The sequence below is a fragment of the Chengkuizengella axinellae genome, assembly GCF_030730905.1.
Classification (GTDB): domain Bacteria; phylum Bacillota; class Bacilli; order Paenibacillales; family KCTC-33759; genus Chengkuizengella; species Chengkuizengella axinellae.
The window spans coordinates 86,681-105,800 of the sequence record NZ_JAVAMP010000006.1; the positions used below are offsets into that span (position 1 = coordinate 86,681).

At 35.8% G+C, this 19,120-nt stretch carries 6 protein-coding genes; 2 read left to right on the plus strand and 4 right to left on the minus strand.

The window, feature by feature from the left end:
* Positions 1-20: 20 nt before the first annotated feature.
* Complete coding sequence (locus tag Q5Y73_RS13615) at positions 21-1,349, minus strand: ABC transporter substrate-binding protein (protein ID WP_305992461.1); 1,329 nt, start codon at positions 1,347-1,349, stop codon at positions 21-23.
* A gap of 380 nt (positions 1,350-1,729) precedes the next feature.
* Between Q5Y73_RS13615 and Q5Y73_RS13620 the strand changes: the two genes are divergently transcribed.
* Positions 1,730-4,474 carry a GH36-type glycosyl hydrolase domain-containing protein gene (locus tag Q5Y73_RS13620; RefSeq protein ID WP_305992462.1) on the plus strand — a complete coding sequence of 915 codons (2,745 nt, stop codon included), beginning with the start codon at positions 1,730-1,732 and terminating at the stop codon, positions 4,472-4,474.
* Between the two features lie 20 nt (positions 4,475-4,494).
* On the plus strand, positions 4,495-5,391 hold the full coding sequence (locus Q5Y73_RS13625; RefSeq protein ID WP_305992463.1) for a hypothetical protein: 897 nt from the start codon (positions 4,495-4,497) through the stop codon (positions 5,389-5,391).
* 206 nt (positions 5,392-5,597) lie between these two features.
* On the opposite strand, the gene Q5Y73_RS13630 is transcribed toward Q5Y73_RS13625, so the two are convergent.
* From Q5Y73_RS13630 to Q5Y73_RS13640, 3 genes are all read right to left on the minus strand, one after another.
* A complete protein-coding gene (locus tag Q5Y73_RS13630; protein ID WP_305992464.1) occupies positions 5,598-6,464 on the minus strand; it encodes an NAD-dependent epimerase/dehydratase family protein in 867 nt (288 codons plus the stop codon).
* Positions 6,465-6,665: 201 nt separating this feature from the next.
* Complete coding sequence (locus tag Q5Y73_RS13635) at positions 6,666-15,443, minus strand: carbohydrate binding domain-containing protein (protein ID WP_305992465.1); 8,778 nt, start codon at positions 15,441-15,443, stop codon at positions 6,666-6,668.
* Positions 15,444-15,787: 344 nt separating this feature from the next.
* Positions 15,788-18,859 carry a carbohydrate binding domain-containing protein gene (locus Q5Y73_RS13640; RefSeq protein WP_305992466.1) on the minus strand — a complete coding sequence of 1,024 codons (3,072 nt, stop codon included), beginning with the start codon at positions 18,857-18,859 and terminating at the stop codon, positions 15,788-15,790.
* Positions 18,860-19,120: the final 261 nt, after the last annotated feature.

A 19,120-nucleotide genomic window follows, 5' to 3' on the forward strand; every position in this document is an offset into this window, starting at 1 on the left:
ATTCATTGTGAAATTATAAATTATCTTAATTCACGCTTAATTGTATCCATTGCTTCATTCCAAGCAGCTTCAGGATCAGCACCATTCAAGTCAACATTGTTGATCGCATCTTTAAGTGCGTTATGAACAGTAGCATAATCAGTACCTAACCATACAGGTTGGATTCTTAAAGCAGCTTCTGCATAGATCTTACCAACATAAGCGCCTGAGAAGTATTCAGAAGTCCAATCTTGAATTTCTGGTTTTTCATAAATTCCAGGGATTGATGGGAAGTTACCAGTTTCTTTAAATACTTCATAAGAGTTCTCTTCATTTACTAACCACTCAATGAAGTCATATGCTTCTTGAGGATATTCAGTTGATGCAGGTACTGTTAAGAAAGATCCTCCCCAGTTACCAGAAGCAACAGGCATTTGAGCGATATTCCATTTACCAGAAGCATCTGGAGCTGAACCAGTCATGTAGTTCATCATCCAAGCTGGAGCCATTAATGTAGCAAAAGTACCTTCGTTCATACCTGTGCTCCACTCACCAGACCATTGTCCTAATTTAGCGGAAAGACCACTTTGAGCAATTTCAATTGATCTGTCATAAGCTTCTTTAACTGCAGCATTTGATTCAAGAATTAATTCATCATCTGCAGTGAAGTAAAGTTCAGTTAATTGACCAGTAAAAGTATCAAACATTGTACCAGCAGAATCAGACATAGGCTTTCCAGTTTTCTCTAGAACTGTTTTACCAACTTCGATGTATTTATCCCAATCAGTAATTAAAGCAGAAACTTCGTTTGGATCTGTTGGAAGACCAGCTTCTTCAAAGATATCTGTACGGTATGCCATTGCCATAGGACCGATATCTGTTGGTAATCCGAATAAGAAAGAACCGTCAGCATTTTCTGCTTGAGCGATTTTCCAATCTAAGTAGATGCCTGTAACGTCTTTAGCACCGAAGTCATATAAGTTAGTAAAGCTATCTTGGCTAGCTTTAAAACCTTCTAATCTTCCGATCTCAACAAAAGCAATATCAGGTACACCAGAACCAGCTGCTAAAGCAGTAGCAAATGCATTGTGGTGATCATCAAAAGATTGCTCTTGGAAGTTGATTTGTACATTTTCATTTTCAGCATTATATTTTTCAATTAATGGGCCGAAACCTGTGTTCGCAATACTTGCAAAAGTAAGTTCAATTACTCCTTCTGGAGTTTCTGGAGTTGCTTCTTCTCCACCATCTGCTGGAGCTTCTGGAGTTCCTTCACCAGCTTCTCCTCCTTCTTCAGAAGAAGAACATGCTGCTAATGCAAATGAGAATAAAAGCATTAGACTCATTAAAATAAGACCAAATCTTTTCATTTTAGTAAATCCCCCTATTTTTTTAATTTTTGAACGTGAAATACGTCCTACTAAAATTATAGTGGATTCGATTTCACAATACTATGTGGTGATTCTCATATTTCTTGTATATTTCTCACCTCTGTCAGAAAATTGTTCAAAAAGTTATAACATACCTTCGATTCATAGTATTGTTAATCGAAAGAAATTTATTCATAATTTTATATATACACTGCATCGTGTCTTTCACTATGAATGTTTACATTTTCAAGGATCTATAGCCCAAAAATCAATTGATATGATTATTATGTAGTGTATATGGACTTTCTAATCTTAGTATAGTAAATTGAATGATAGAAAATTGAAACATTCAACCCATCTGAAAGAAAGGACTGATAAGTTTGACAAATAAAAACAATTCATTAGGATGGAAATTCATTGACAATGATAGTACTTTCGTCCTAAACAACCCTCAAAAATCAAGCTATTTGTATTTCCCACTAGTAAACGAAGCAGGAATGATGTCAGCTATTACACCTACATTGCATGGTGATATTAAAACTAGCCAAAATACGTTTTTAATGGCACCTGTTTCATCAGAGGATTTACATAATTCCCGTGCTGCAAGAAACTTCTGGGTACATATAGAAGGTGAGGGAGCCTGGTCAGCAACAGGGAATTCTTCAAAACAGTTAAGTTATAATTTCAATGATGAAGAGGATGAAGAGGTAAACCTCGAGGCTGGATTTTTATGGCATAAAGTAACTCGTTCAAATAAAAGAATCGGAATTCAAGCAGAGTTAACGAGTTTTGTTCCAGCTAACGATGATCAAGTAGAGCTTTTAAAAGTTACTTTAACAAACACAGGAGATCAGAATATTACGATCTCACCTACTGCAGCCATTCCTCTTTATGCAAGGTCTGCAGATGATATTCGAGATCACAGACATGTTACTTCTTTACTTCACAGAATTTTTACTTCTTCTTATGGTATTGAAGTACAACCTACTCTGTCTTTTGATGAAAGAGGTCATAAGATCAACCATGTAACTTATAGTGTGCTTGGTGCTGATCAAAACGGAGAATCACCTACTGGTTTCTTCCCGATTGTTGAAGATTTCATTGGTGAAGGCGGAAACTTAGATTGGCCTGAAGTCATTGTGAAAAATGCGGAACCACATGCAAAACCAGGTGAAACATTTGAAGGTTATGAATCTGTTGGCGCACTTAAATTTAACACAGCAACACTAGAGCCTAATCAATCCAAATCATATATTGTTGCTCTAATGATTACTGATGATCGCCCTAGCAGCGTTAATGAAATTGCTAAAAAATATTGTTCAGAAGAACAATTCGATGTGTTACTAGAGCAAAATAAAGCAGATTGGAAGAACAAACTTAACAATTTAAGTTTTCAAACGAGTGACAACGATTTCAATCAATGGATGAAATGGGTCACATTACAACCCATTTTAAGAAGAATTTATGGGTGCTCCTTCCTCCCACATCATGATTATGGTAAAGGTGGACGCGGATGGAGAGATTTATGGCAGGATTGTCTTGCGTTATTAATCATGGATGATCCAAAAAAAGTAAAGGATTTATTGTATAACAACTTTGCTGGTGTGCGAATTGATGGCAGTAATGCAACAATTATTGGTTCTGAACCAGGAGAATTCGTTGCAGACCGCAATAACATTGCTCGCGTTTGGATGGATCATGGAGCATGGCCGTTCCTAACAACTCAGTTATATATTAACCAAAGTGGAGACATCGAATTTTTATTGGAAAATCAAACCTATTTTAAGGATACTCAAATCAAACGTTCGAAGGATCTTGATTTAGAATGGAATCCTGAACATGGAAATCAATTACAAACAGAAAATAGCGACACATATCAAGGGACAATCCTAGAGCATATGTTGTTGCAGAACATTGTCCAATTTTTCAATGTTGGAAAACACAATAACATTAAGCTAGAAGGTGCGGATTGGAATGACGCATTTGACCTTGCACCTGAATTAGGAGAAAGTGTTGCTTTCACTGCTCTTTATGCAAGCAATTTAAAAGAAATGAGTGAACTATTGCTTTCTCTTCAAGAAAAAGCTGGTGTAGACGAGCTTCAACTAGCTAAAGAAATAACAATTTTACTAGATACAATCTCCAAACCAATTGATTATGATGTTGTTGAAGAAAAGTTAAATTTATTAGATCAATATTTTGAAACTTGCAGCCATAAAATCAGTGGTGAAAAAACTTCAATTAGCATTAAAGAGTTAGCTGCAGACTTAAACAGCAAAGCAGATTGGATGATCAACCATTTGAGACAAAATGAATGGATTAAAAATGAAGAAGGTTTTGAATGGTTCAACGGTTATTACAATAATGATGCAGAACCTGTTGAGGGAGATCATGAAAATGGTGTTCGTATGACATTAACGGGTCAAGTCTTTCCTGTTATGGGTGGAGTAGCTACTGAAGATCAAGTGAAAAAAATAGCTGATTCCGTAACGAACTACTTAAAGGATGAGAAAATTGGCTATCGATTAAACTCTCAATTCGGAGAGATCCAACAAAACATTGGACGTGGTTTCGGCTTTGCTTTTGGCCACAAAGAAAACGGAGCAATGTTCAGTCATATGGCTGTTATGTACAGTAATGCAATGTACCAACGCCAATTCGGACATGAAGGTTTTGATGTTATTAATTCCATTTATGAGCTAAGTAAAAACTTTGAACTTAGTCGTATCTATCCTGGTGTACCTGAATATATCAGTGAAAAAGGCAGAGGTATGTATCATTATTTAACAGGATCTGCAAGCTGGTTACTATTAACGGTTCTTACAGAAATGTTTGGTGTTAAAGGTCATCTTGGGGATTTAGCATTAGAACCAAAACTGCTTCAAAATCAGTTTAACGAGCAAAACGAAGCATCCGTATTCTCTTATTTTGCAAACCGCCATCTGAATATTGTTTACAAAAATAAAAAAGGATTGGATTACGGAGCATATCAAATTCAATCTATCTCATTAGATGGTCAGGAAGTTGCATTTGAATCAAAACAAAAAGCAGTAATCGTTAGCCGTGAGGTTATTAGTCAGCTTACTGAAAATGAAAATCATACTTTAGAGGTAGTGTTAGGATAAAAATGAAAAGGGGTATTCATATGAATCCATCTAAACATGAATTCCTTAACCCTCCTTCATTCATTTTGCAAAATGATAAATTAAAAGTTAACATTGCAAAACCGGGAGCCTTTCAAAAAGGCTCTCGCTTTGATTGGACGGGTTATATCACTCAAGTTACTTTAAATGACAAGCATACTTTTTGTGTACCTGAAACATACGAACCTGAAAGAGGAACTGAAGGACAAGGGTTGTGTAATGAATTTGGGATTTTTACGCCAATTGGTTATGAAGAAGCATCCGTTGGAGAACAATTTCCTAAACTCGGTATCGGAAATTTAACAAGAACGGATGAGGAAGAATATCAATTTCATTCACCCTATCCGATATTCCCCTTTGAAATAGAGGTCACTCAGGAAGAAAATAAAATACAATTTAAGGTTTCACCTGATAACTGTAGAGGGTATGCAACTGAAATAGAAAAAACAATTATAATACAGGATCAAAGTTTAACGATAGATTATCGTTTACAAAATGTCGGTGTAAAAACGATCAAAACAGAAGAGTACGTGCATAATTTTGTAGCTATTAATGAGCATCCAATCAGTTCCGACTACAAATTAAGGCTACCGTATACTCCGATTATAGAATCATTACCAGATATTATGACTATAAATCATCGAGAATTAAGTTGGAAGAACACTCCGAACGAACCTTTTTATTGTCGTCCAGAAGGGTATAGTGATTCTAGTCACATATGGGAGTTAACTCATGAACCAAGTGGTGTTGGGATGAGGGAAATTAACATTTTTCCACCAGCTATGTTTGCAATTTGGGGTACAAGACATGTTGTTTCACCTGAAATTTTCATAGATATTGATGTTAAACCTGGAGAAACTCAAACTTGGTCTCGTACTTTTGAATTTTTTGAAGAATAATATAAGAAATCTTACTTTCAGTGAATGAGGCACGCTCAGTAGATCAATAAAAGATAAATGAAGAAGGGAATTTGTACTCTTATCGATAATGATAGATCACCAATTCCCTTTATTCTTACAGAAGAAAAACCCTTCTATTTTTCAAATTGTATATTAAATTTCGCTTATTTCCGTAAATCCTCTAAACTGTTTATTATTTTCAGCTACTACTCTTTCCAGCTGTACTTTTGCTCCCAACCCAATACTTCCTTCAATTTTTTGTTGGACAGTAAACTTTCACGATCCTTAAAATCTTCTCGTATATCCTTCACATTAGGTAAAAATTTCTCAATCAATTCTTTTGATGGTAGGTTTGATGAAGTATCATCAGCTGCAATAATCAGCTCCTGCGCGCCTAAACCATCCTTTTCAATGGATAATCTACATGCAGTTGCAACGTCACGTGCATCGATATAAGACCATAGGATCACCAAACGCTCTTCAGGTTTATCAAATCTTTCTCTAAGCCAAATATAATCAGCTGGTTCTAAAATATTTCCTAAACGAAGCGATATGACCTGCATACCTGTACGTCTATTAAAAGTTTGAGCAGTGACTTCATTTATAACTTTAGAGAGGCCGTAACTATCTTCTGGAAGCTGTGGATGTTCTTCATCAACTGGTAAGTACTTAGGATCAAAAAATTCACTTGCAAATACCATTCCATAAGAAGATTCACTAGAGGCAAGCACTACTTTATCAATGCCTAAATTAGCAGCAGCTTCCAAGATATTATATGTATTCATAACATTATTTTTGAAAGTTACATCATTGGAATAAATAAACGCTTGCGGTATAGCTGCAAAATGAACAATCCCCTTCACAGGAATTCTCTCTCTCGTATTGTACTGTGCAAGCGTACTTTGAACTTCACCTAAGTTGTTTAAATCAACGATAATCGTTTGACAAAGCTCCTCTTTAGGTCTTTTCCAGTCTAAATTAACAACATCATATCCATGTTCTATAAGGTCCTTTATCACCCACTTGCCTGCCTTGCCGCTGCCACCTGTTACAATGATTCTTTCTTTAGTCATTGTTCAAAGCCTCCTAATATATGAATTAAAATAAGCTGAGTATATATTCTTTTACAAAACTTCTGTTTTATTTTATCGAATTATTAGTTAAATAGCTACTTAGAAACTGAATATAAAATGCTAAAACCCTAACCTATTACAGAATAATACTGAATAGATTAGGGTTTTTCACATTAAATTAAATCTTCACACTTGGAAAGATTATTCGCCGGAAGGTTCTTCAGCCGGCTGTGGTTCTTCAGATGGATCATCACCTGCTGGATCATCGCCTGCTGGATCATCACCTGCTGGATCATCGCCTGTTGGATCATCACCTGCTGGATCATCACCTGTTGGATCATCACCTGCTGGATCATCACCTGCTGGATCATCACCTGTTGGATCATCACCTGCTGGATCATCACCTGCTGGATCATCACCTGCTGGATCATCACCTGCTGGATCATCACCTGCTGGATCATCACCTGCTGGATCATCACCTGTTGGATCATCACCTGCTGGATCATCACCTGTTGGATCATCACCTGCTGGATCATCACCTGTTGGATCATCACCTGCTGGATCATCACCTGTTGGATCATCTACTGGTTGATCGACTTCTTCTTGACCTTCTTCAACTGCTTGTATTTCTAAAGGTTGAACATCTTCATTTAGCTCTGGATTCTCTACTACAGTTATACTAATATCATCGAAATATACATTTCCTGAAAAATCCAATTCATCATTTATCTTCCCTAATTCAATTACGATTCTACCATTATTATACGAGTATTGATCCATCGTGAATTCAAAACTATAATCTCTATATTCTGTACTTAGTGTTTCATTTACCGTATCAGTATATTTATTAAACCATGGATTCATTGCTAATGGTTTTCCCACATTTACATTAATCGGCCTTTCCTTATCTGCTTTTGCTCTAAAATTAACTCTGTATGAATTTCCTTCAATAAACACTAATCCTTCTTGTAACAATTGTATACTATGTGGAAAGTTTCCTAAAGAATTTATTACTACTTTCAATTCTTCAGTATTTTCTACTGTATATCCAGCAAGGCCTTCTACCTCTGTCCAAGACCCCCATGATTCTTCAAAATTGGACTCAAAAGATCCATCTTGAATCAATTCATCACCTATACTTTGATTTTGAATCTCAACTTCACTAAGAGTAATATTGTCAATATATACTGTATGTGCTTCTAATTCAGTTCCAACACCAAATACTAAATTACCAGATGGTAAATCATAGTCCATACTAAACTGGAAGGAATAAGTCTTATTATTCTCTGTTGTGATTTTTTCAATTCTATCTGCTCCTACTCCTACTGGATTATAATCACTATCTTCAATTTTTACTAAAATGTCTCTTTCTATTGTTGAATAAGCATCATATGATAGCTCATAAACCTTACCTTGCTCTAGTGCTAAATTGTTTTGTTTCAAGGTTAAATCCCATAATGCTGGCCCACCGCTCAAATTCCCAATATTTATTTCCATTACTCCATCAATAACTTGAAATTCAGGTCTTTCCCCAAATTCCCAATCAGATGTCCCATCATCAAATGAACCATTTAATAATTCATGCGGTTCAGGTTCAGGCTCTGGAGTATATTCACCCCATTCTATAATGCTGATGTTATCTAATGTAATTTCATGAGCACCGATTGTACTTTGCCCATCAATTCCACCACCAAAACCTAACACCAAGGCTCCATTCTCTTCATTTGAAACAAACGGAAATTCATAAGTCTTCATATCTGAACTAATGTCAATAATTTGTTCTGCATTTGCACCAACTGGTTGATTACCTGAATTTTCAACCTTAACTTGTATTTTTCTATCCACTGTTGAAGCTGCATCAAAGCTTAATAAGTAGCTTTGGCCCTCTTCAAATTCCAAATCAGCTTGTAATACATGAGCGTGCCAGAAATCTGTTCCTTCATTCGTAATATCAACTACTAATTGCTCATCATTTACACTAACGCCCCCAATCGCTCCTGCATCATTATGAAAGTAATTTCCCCAATCAGTTAAGCCCTGATCAAACGTTCCATTTTCCAATATAGAAGCAACTTGTCGTGCATTTTTCACTTCCAATACTACATCATCAATAATCACTTCATGTGCTGAATCAGAACCTGGAAGGTTTCCGTAAGAAAATTTAAGATCCCCAATGGTATTCCCTTCCATTGTAAATTCATAGGAGAAAGTTTGCATTTCGCTAGTTAATTGAACCGTATCTTCAAAGTACCTAGTATAATCAGAATCTTCTATCGTGACTAACATATCACGATTCTTCGTAGCTCGTGCATTAAAGGAGACAATATAATCAATTCCATTCTTAAGCTCTAAACCACTTTGAATTAAAAGGAAACTGTAAGGCTGATCTCCAGCCACATTAACATTGCCTTGGAATTCTCCATTTCCATTGATATCAAAACTACCATCTCCACCATCAATGATTAGAGGATTCCATGGATCCATTCCATTTTCAAAATCACCATTTTTCAATGGGAAAAGATCAACACCATCATAAATACTTGTACGTATTAACTTCACATTATCAAAATAAACTTCTGTATTTTGTCCACCAATATAAAAGGCTAACTGAGATAAATCATTAGATTCTTCTATCATTTCAAAATCAAATATATATGCTTCCATATCCGTAGTTAAGCTTACAGTTTCTGCAAAATAAATATCCGAACCATCTAGATTTCTCAATTCTACATTTACATCATGTCCTTGTTTGGCTCTAGCATCAAAACTCAACTCATAAGTTTCGCCTTCAAGCAATTCAATTCCATTTTGGTAAACAGACGCATCTCGAGCATTTGAACCATCATCTGTAACATCCACTTTTAGTTCACGTGTTTCTTCGCCAACACTTAAGTTTAAATCTGCTCTATTGGAAGTAGCAAACTGCCAATATGTTAAACGATCGTAATACCCTTGATCAAACGTTCCATTGTATACAAGGTTCCCATCTCCAGCTGGAGGATGAGGTGCATCAAAGTCTAATAAAGGCTCTTCAACTTCATCAAATCGAACATTTCCAATCCACACATCTTGATCATTTAATCCTAAATTAAATTCTATTCTTGCATTAATATCGGTATTTTCTGGCATCTGGAATAATAGCTCATATGTGTTAAATTCATCAGTTAGAGAAAAAGTCTCATTCGGTGAATACACTATATATTCTAAGTCTTCTCCAGCACCTACTTTTACACTTATGTTTCGTGTATCCTCTGTTTTAGCATCAAAACTTAACTTATACCAATGTCCTTTTACTACAGGTAAATGCTGAATTAATTGGATGGAGAAAGGTTGATTTCCTGACTGAGTAATGTCTACTTTTGCATAATTTCTATTATCAATCTCTACGATGCTTACATCTCCATCACCTTGGAATTGATCTACGTGCAGGAACTGCCAGTAACTTGTACCGTCAACACCCTCTATAGAATCTTCTCCGTCAACGTTTTGATCAAAGTTATTATTGTAAACATAGTTTCCATCATCTAATGGTTTTCTTGCCTCATCTGGAATAGGCTCCATGTCTACTTCAGGTTCAGAAGTCACTTCCATATAAGGACGACCGGTTAATTCATATACTCTCACGTAATCGACTAACATCTCTGCATCAAAGATAGAATTATCTGCAGGATTTCCGTCAAAATGTCCTCCGACAGCCAAATTCATGATCATATAAAATTCTTTATCAAATGGTGCTGGAAATGAATTCTTTAGTGGTTGATTTAAGCTTTTGCTATACCAATTATTAATTGTAGAATAAAGTTCTCCATCTACATACCAACGAATTTCTCCAGGCTCCCATTCAATACCATAAGTATGCCAGTCCGTAACAACTCCACCGTCTGGTAAAAAGATATTTTTATGTTTACTACTGTTGTTTGGCCAATCTTCTCCCATATGAATAGCTCCACCAATTTCAGTCGGTCGACTTCCCCAGTTTTCCATAATATCAATTTCACCAGATGATGCCCAATCACCATATTCACTATTTTGAGGCATCATCCAAAATGCTGGCCATAAACCTTGTCCTGTTGGCAATTTGATTCTAGCTTCGAATTTTCCATATTTCCAACTTTCGAGTTCATCCGTCTTCAACTTAGCCGAAGTGTAATCAAAACCGTTATAACCATCTTCTTCATACTTAGCTGTAATCACTAAATTTCCATTTTCTACTTTTGCATTTTCAGGTCGGTCAGTATAATATTCTAATTCATTATTACCCCAACCGCCTTCTCCATTTCCTATGTCAAAGGTCCATTTGTTAGGATCTACTTCAGTTCCATCAAACTCATCATTCCATACTAGTGTCCATTCTTCAATAATACTAAAATTATCAAAAGTGATAGTATGTGAATCAAGATTATCACCATTGTCTCCAATGTTACCACCTAATCCAACTACCAATGAACCAAGCATATCATCGGTTGCTGTAAATGACATTTCATATGAAGTATTGTCTGGTGATATCTTAATTATTTGCTCCGCACCTTCACCTACAGGGGCAAAATTAGCTGCTTCAACCTTCACAAGAATATCTCTTTCTAATGAAGTATTTGCATCAAAACTTAGCAAGTATTTTTCACCTTGCTTCAGAGCTAAGTCCGCTTGTTTAAGATGAATATGCCAGAATTGATCACTTTCTTCAACAATACTTACATCAATTTGTCCATCCTGTATATCAATACTTCCTAAATCAGGATTGTGTACATAATTAAGCCATTCTGCTTCTCCAAGTTCAAGGTTACCATTAACAAGAATTTCTCCTTCTGTATCACTAGCAGAAGAAATAATAAACACATCGTGATTCACTCCTGGAGAATATAACTGAAGTGTTTGTACGCCTTCATTTAATTCAACCGTCTGTCTTACAAAGTTCCATTCATTCCATCCACCTGTAGAAGCAACGTCCATACTGTATATTCCATCTGCATCTTCTTCTAATATTTCTTGACCAAATGGTAATTGACCAGTATAAGCACTACCTTCTTCAACTAGTAAAGTCATGCTTCCTGAATTAGCAGTTGCAACTAAATAAGATATTACATATTCTCCAGCTTCCTCTACATCGATCATATACTGCAACCAATCACCTTGATCAATAAATCCAATAGTTTGGCCTTCGTTTTCTGCCTGTACTCCAAACATATCACTGTAATTTTCTGCTTCAATGACAGTTTTATAATCTACAACTGTCGGAGGAGTTACAACTTTCAATGTTACGTTGTCAATGGTAACATCGCTATCATCTTCTCCACCTAACCAGAATTGCAACTCACCTTTTTCTGCATTTTCATCGTTAACATCAAACACAACAGAATATGCTTCCATCGTGTTAGTCAATTGAATCTGTTCATTTTCTTTTTCATAAACTAAATCTGATTGTTCATTCTTTAACTGCACATCAATAGTTCGGTCACTTGATGAACTTGCATCAAACGAAAGAATATACGATGTTTGATCTTGGATATTTAATTTATTTTGTTTAAGAATGATAGATTGTAAAGTTTCTCCACCATTATCTATAGTTATATCTAATTCACGATCAGCTATTTCGCTTCCTACAGAAGTTGTAGCATCAGCAGATCCGTTTGTTTCAAAGTCCCAATAAATCATACGATCCGAACCTTGGTCAAATCTTCCATTATAAATATGATTTCCGTTAGGTAATACATCTCTTGCCGCATTTGGATCAACTTCTAGTTTCTCCAATCGTACATTATCTATCCACACTGGTAAATCTGAAGCCTGCCCCATATTAAACTCAATTCGAGCACTGTAGTTAGTACCTAACTCCATTTTGAAATCATATGAAATCGTATCAAAATCACTCGTCAATTGAATTGTTCTATCTGGCGTATACCTTTCATAGTTACGATTTGGTCCTGAAACAGCTACTATCATATCTCGATTACCCTCTGTCTTAGCATCAAAAGATAATCTATATTTTTCACCCTGAACTAATGGTATATCTGGGTGAACAAACTGTACTGCATGAGTGGCATCTCCAGCTTGCTCAATTGTTATTTCTGCAACTCCATTCTCTGTACTTATTTCTGCAATACCACCAAATTGATCTGGTGTTTCAAACGGTTGGAAATCCCAATATTCTAAACCATCCTCAAAGCTACCATTATAAACATGATTACCATCTTCCAATGGCTCTCTTGCTTCAGAATTATCAATATTTCTATACGGTGATGGTCCAGGTCTTTCACCTGCTTCTCTATACTCCCCATCTAATTCATACACACGAACATAGTCAATCAACATTTGCTGAGGAAATACTGTCGTTTCATCAGGGTAACCTGGCCAGTTCCCACCTACAGCTAAATTTAATTGAATATAAAAATCTCTATCATAAGGTGCTGGATATGTGAATTCTGCACCTTCGTTTGAATGCTTAGTAAACCAATCGTTTTGTTTTGAGAACAAGATGCCATCTACATACCATCTCATTTCACCTGGTTCCCATTCTAATGAGAATGTGTGGTATTCATCAGCGAAACTACCTCCATCAGGCAATTGGAACTGTTGTCCTGTGTGTGTCCAAGGATTACCATAATGAAGTGTTCCATAAACTGAATACGGATCATGCCCTAAATACTCCATAATATCAATCTCACCTGATGAAGGCCATTCTCCATATAATTCATAATCCGTAGGCATCATCCAAATTGCAGGCCAAATCCCTTGTCCTTCTGGCATTTTTGCTCTGAATTCATACTTCCCGTAAGTCCAATCTCCTTTTCCTTCTGTAGTTAACTTAGCAGAAGTATAATCATTGCCACCAAAACTCTCTTCATGAGCTTCTAGAATTAATGAGCCATCTTCAACACGTGCATTTTCCTCACGATTCGTATAGTTTTGCCACTCATTATTTCCGTAACCTCCACCACCTTGGATGAAGTTCCATTTACTTCCATCGATTGATGAACCATCGAAGTTATCTTCCCAGACTAGATCCCATTTTTCGTTAGAAATATCTTCACTTGATAACTCAACTAGTGTGAATTTTATAATTTCATTGTTTTCATTTATTTCATATACAGCTAAAATATTATTTATATCTTCATCTACCCCAGAAATATCATCACCAGACTCTGGATAATTAACTGAGTAATCATTTGGAGCCATTTCCCCAAGTAGAGGTCTCTCAATTGGAGTTAAAGCATTAGTTACTTTTACAGCTAAGTAATTTCCATCTGAAACTGGAGCTATAAGATTTGTACTGGCATGTATGCTGCCTTCTTGCACTTCAACCCCTTCAAAAACGGGAGCTTCAAAGTTAATTGTTAATATTACATCTGAATCATTTCCATCATCATCTTCAATTGAACCAGTAATAGTTAATGCTAAATTATCACCAAGTAATGACCTTATAGTACCTACCGATACACCATCCCCTAATAGATCAAGATCACCTAATAGATCAGAAACAGTAAAGGATGCTTTTCCATTTTTAAAGGAAGCTTCGAAATCCTGAATATCTACATTGAAATCCGTACTTTTACCACTTAGACGTTTAGTATCACTAGAGGATTCTATACTAAATTGAGTGATCATATCACCATCAGCTAGAACTAGTGGTAATACAAAGTGGAATTCATTTCTAGCATCTTTTACAGCTGAAAGGGTTTGATCACCAATTACTACAGATGCTGATTTAATAGAAGGAGATGTTCTATCAATTGGATCGTCATCGTCATCATCTTTAGTAACTTTTGGTTGGCTCTCTCCCTCAACATCCACTTCTACTGTAGAATCTTCTACGCCATCACCTCCAAGAGATGTTACATCTCCATCACCAGTAATTTTTGCAGCTACTTCTAATACTAAGGATTCTATTGAAGAACCTTGAGGAAGCTCTACTTCAACGCTTACTGCTTTTACTTCTACTGAATTAAATTCCCCTACTAATTCAACATTTGAATCTTTGGCAACTTCAGTAGAAAGAATAACATCAGTGAAACCTGCTCCATCAAGTTCAGATTCTTCCAATTTAGCACCAGAGTTTAATGTTACTTCTTTTACTTCTGATTCACCTTTAACTACGATACGGATGTTTCCGTCTTTCTTATCAACAATCACTGTGACTAGAACTGTATCCGTTAAATGAACACTGTTTTCTCCACCACCAAGAATCGTAGTAGTCCCATTCACAGTCACATTATTTAAGAATACGTCTCCTTCACCAATACCTTCAGCTAGAAGAAGATCTCCTTCGATCACTAGGTTCTGCAATGTAACATCAGAAGCTGTGACTGTCACGTTGTGCGTAATGGTTTCTATACCTTCTTCAGGTCCATAGGTTCCAGCTTCATTGTATGTAAACAAATATTCAAAAGCACGTTCGATCATCACAATCGCTTCCGCACGTTTTGTTAAGCCTTCTGGTTGAATTGTATTATCGTTGTAACCGGTTACGATCCCTAAATCAACCAGGGCACCGATTTCACCTTTAGCCCAATCTGCAATACTATCTACATCATCATATGAAGCAACTGCATTTGCATTTACCTCTAAATCTAGCAATCTGAAAACCATCACTGCTAATTCTTGACGTGTAATATTCTGATCAGGTTTAAACGTTCCATTCTCATAACCTGTCATAAAACCGGCTGCTAATGCTTTAGATACATCATTATAGAACCAATCGGCTACTTCTACATCTGAAAAAGCAACCTCAGCTGTTTCCTCATGTTCAAATGATCGATTAACTAAAGCAGCTGCTTCAGCTCTTGTTATCGTTTGATTTGGTTTATATACGCCTTCCCCATAACCGTTTAATAAACCGTTTTCAATCCATTGTTTCAATTGTTTTTCCGCCCAATGTCCATCAATATCTGATGATCCTGCCGCAAAAACTGGACTTATCATAGAAAAAATCATGCTAAATGTTAATAAGACAACTAATAGTTTTCTAGCGCGTTTGTTATTCAAATTTTTTCCTCCCATGTATAAGTAGTTTTACTGTGTACTTATGAATTTTTCTTTTTTTGAAATCGTTTTCAATAGACTTATAAATTTAAATAATTTCTTATAAAAATACAGTATTTCTGAAATCGTTTTCAATATGAAGAAAAAATTTACGTCTTCATAATACACCTCCAGTACGATGTTTTATATATAAATTGAGTAAGAAATATATGTTAAAAACAGTATAAAGCTGTTAACATTTGAATGTCAACAGCTTCATACTAATCTTTCACAAATCTGCAATAAAAGCTAATATTCTTATAGACTTTTCTTTCATTTTTCTGCAATAATAGAAATTATTTTCATTTTTATTCTTTAATTATACTAATATTATCAAAGAATACATCTCCTGTTACAGCTTCTCCGTCAATTGCTCCTAACTCAAATACAATTTTACCGTTATCATAACTAGCTTCATTCATAGTAAATGTAAAAGTATAGGTTTGCATTTCAGTACTTAACTCAATTTGCTGAGTTTCAACATATGGGATAAACCATGGAGCAGTGTCTAGACCTTTACCAACATTCACATTTATTTTCTTTGGAGATGTAGATTTTGCATCAAAACTTACCGTATAGGTCTCACCACTAACAAATGGCAATCCTTCTTGAACTACTTGAGGAATAAATGGCAAGCCGCCTATGCTTTCAAGCTGCACTTTAAACAAACCATTTTCAACTAATGCATCACCTTCTGCAAGTCCGTTCCATTCATCTCCCCACCAAACAAACCATGGTGCTACCTCTGAATCAAAAGTTCCATTTGTAATTAGATCTTGCCCTTGATTTTGATTATTAGCTGAAAGAGCGAACCAGTCTAAATTTACTCCTGGTGATGCAATTTGCAGTGTTTGAATACCTTCTTCTAATTCAATCGTTTGACTAACGATGCTCCAGTTATTCCAACCACCTGTACTTGCTACGTCCATCTTATACACTTGATCAGCTTCTGTTTCAGTAATTTCTTCATTAAATGCTAATTCGCCTGTGTACGCACTACCTGCTTCTGTTAATAACGTTAAACTTCCTGTATCTACGTTAGAAGCTACGGAATAAGAAATAACATATTCTCCTGCTTCTTTTACATCAATCGCATATTGCAGCCAGTCCCCTTCATCAATAAATCCAATGGTACTGCCATCATTTTCAGCGATGATTCCAGACATGCTCACATAGTTTTCAGCTTGAATTTGAGTGCTTCCTTCCACACTCATAGGTGGTGAAATCACTTTCATCGTCACATTGTCCAAATAAACTCCTGCAGCATCATTTCCGAATAAAAATTGCAGCAATGAATGTTCATCAGTGGCACTACTCATTGTAAATACAGTAGTGTAACTTTGAGTTGTCGCAGATAAATCAAAGGACTGATTCATATACGTTTCAGTTTGTTCTGCATTAGATAGTTCAATTTCAAATGTTCTTTCAGTTTCCGCTCTAGCATCAAAAGAAACCAAATAACTTTGACCTTCTGTAATATTTAAATTATTTTGACTTACAGCAATGGAATCTGCAGAAGTTCCTGCTTTTTCAACAGATACGAAAAGCTCACGATCATAGATGTCACTATTAACAACAGTAGAAGCCGCAGCATCTTCATTAACAGATAAATCCCAGAATGCTAATCGATCTGAACCTTGATCAAATGTTCCATTATAAATATAGTTCCCGTCAGGCAGCACTGTTTTAGGTGCGTTTGGATCTTTTTCAATTTTTTCTAGACGTACGTTGTCTAAATAAACAGGAAGCGTTGAGCCTTGACCCATATTAAAATCAATACGTGCATTGTTATCAGTAGGTTGAACTACATCAAACACATACTCAAATTGTTGTTGTGTATCTGTAATACCCACTGTTTGATCTTGCAAATATCGAGCGAAATTATTATCTGGTCCAACTACACTAACAGACATGGATCGATCAGCTGTTGACCAAGCATCAAAAGATAATTTATATCTTTCACCATTTTCAATTGGTAGATTTGGATGTGAGAATTGAATGGCCCAAGGTGCATCCCCTGCATTCGTGATTGTAGTATTTAATACACCATCCACAACCGTAGCTTCACCTACACCACCAAATAAATCACTTGGCTCAAAAGGTTGGAAATCCCAATAAGCTAAATCTTCATCAAAACTTCCATTATAAACATAGTTTCCATCTTCTAAAGGCTCTCTGCCTTCTGAGTCATTACTGCTAAAAGGAGATGGACCTGGTCTTTCACCAGCTTCTCTATACTCCCCATCTAATTCATACACACGAACATAGTCGATTAATAATTGCTGAGGGAATACAGTCGTTTCATCAGGGTATCCTGGCCAGTTTCCACCAACAGCTAAGTTTAATTGGATATAAAAATCTCTATCATATGGTGCAGGATAAGTGAAGTTTTCTGCTCCTTGAGGATCTTTAGAGAACCAATCATTTTGTGTAGAGAATAAAATTCCATCCACATACCATCTCATTTCACCTGGTTCCCATTCCAACGTAAACGTATGATAATCATCTACAAAGTTTTCACCACTTGGAAGTTGAAAATGCTGGCCAGTATGTGTCCATGGTACACCATAATGTAAAGTTCCATATACAGTGTATGGATCATGTCCTAAATATTCCATAATATCAATCTCACCTGAAGAAGGCCATGCATCATACACATCATAATCCGTAGGCATCATCCAAATCGCAGGCCAAATTCCTTGACCTTCTGGCATTTTTGCTCTAAATTCATACTTCCCGTAAGTCCAATCTCCCTTACCTTCTGTAGTTAATTTTGCAGAAGTATATTCATTTCCTTCAAATTGCTCTTCATGTGCTTCAAGAATTAGAGAGCCATCTTCTACCCTTGCATTCTTTTCACGATTGGTGTAGTTTTGCAGTTCGTTATTTCCATAACCACCGCCACCTTGAATGAAGTTCCATTTGCTCTCATCAATTACTGAACCGTCAAAGTTATCTTCCCACACTAGATTCCATTTTTCCTTTTGAACTTTACCTTTTGTAAGCTCTAGCAATTTAAAATCTACTACTTTATTATTTTCATCAGCTAAGTAAACACCAAGATATTTGTTAATCTCTGCATCCACTCCAGAAATATCATCTAAAGGAGTGTATGGATTAATAATTGAAAAATCAGTTGCTACATCATCTCCAGCACTAGGAGTCTCAATGGGTACACTTGAAACCTTTACTGCTAGATGATAAACGCTTTCATCAAATTTAACGTCTACTTCTGTTGAACCGTGTAATTGACCTTTTGAAGCTCTCGGATTAAAATTGTTTGATGCAGGTGCGTCATTTTTGTTTTCGCCTGCGAATACGATTTGGAAACTTCCCATAATCATCATTAGAACAAGTAAAATGGACAATAATTTCTTCAATTGAATTCTCTCCTTTTAAAGTAAGTTCATTAATAAAATTAAAATGAAACAATAAATATCATACTAATCTGTTACATTCCCAAATAGAACTATGGTGCTGAACATAAAAGACATAAATAAAAGACAGGTATGTATCACCCCTTTCAAATTAATAAGTAATAATAAATTAAATATTTTGAAAATAAACTGGAATCGTTTTCATTAATAGAATTGAAAAAGGTATTTTTATACTGTTGTAATATATATTAAACTAATTAGCTG

Excerpts from the sequence above, each read along its gene's own strand:
- Q5Y73_RS13630 (WP_305992464.1), bottom strand. The coding sequence starts at position 6,464 with ATGACTAAAGAAAGAATCATTGTAACAGGTGGCAGCGGCAAGGCAGGC.
- Q5Y73_RS13615 (WP_305992461.1), bottom strand. The coding sequence starts at position 1,349 with ATGAAAAGATTTGGTCTTATTTTAATGAGTCTAATGCTTTTATTCTCA.
- Q5Y73_RS13625 (WP_305992463.1), top strand. The coding sequence starts at position 4,495 with ATGAATCCATCTAAACATGAATTCCTTAACCCTCCTTCATTCATTTTG.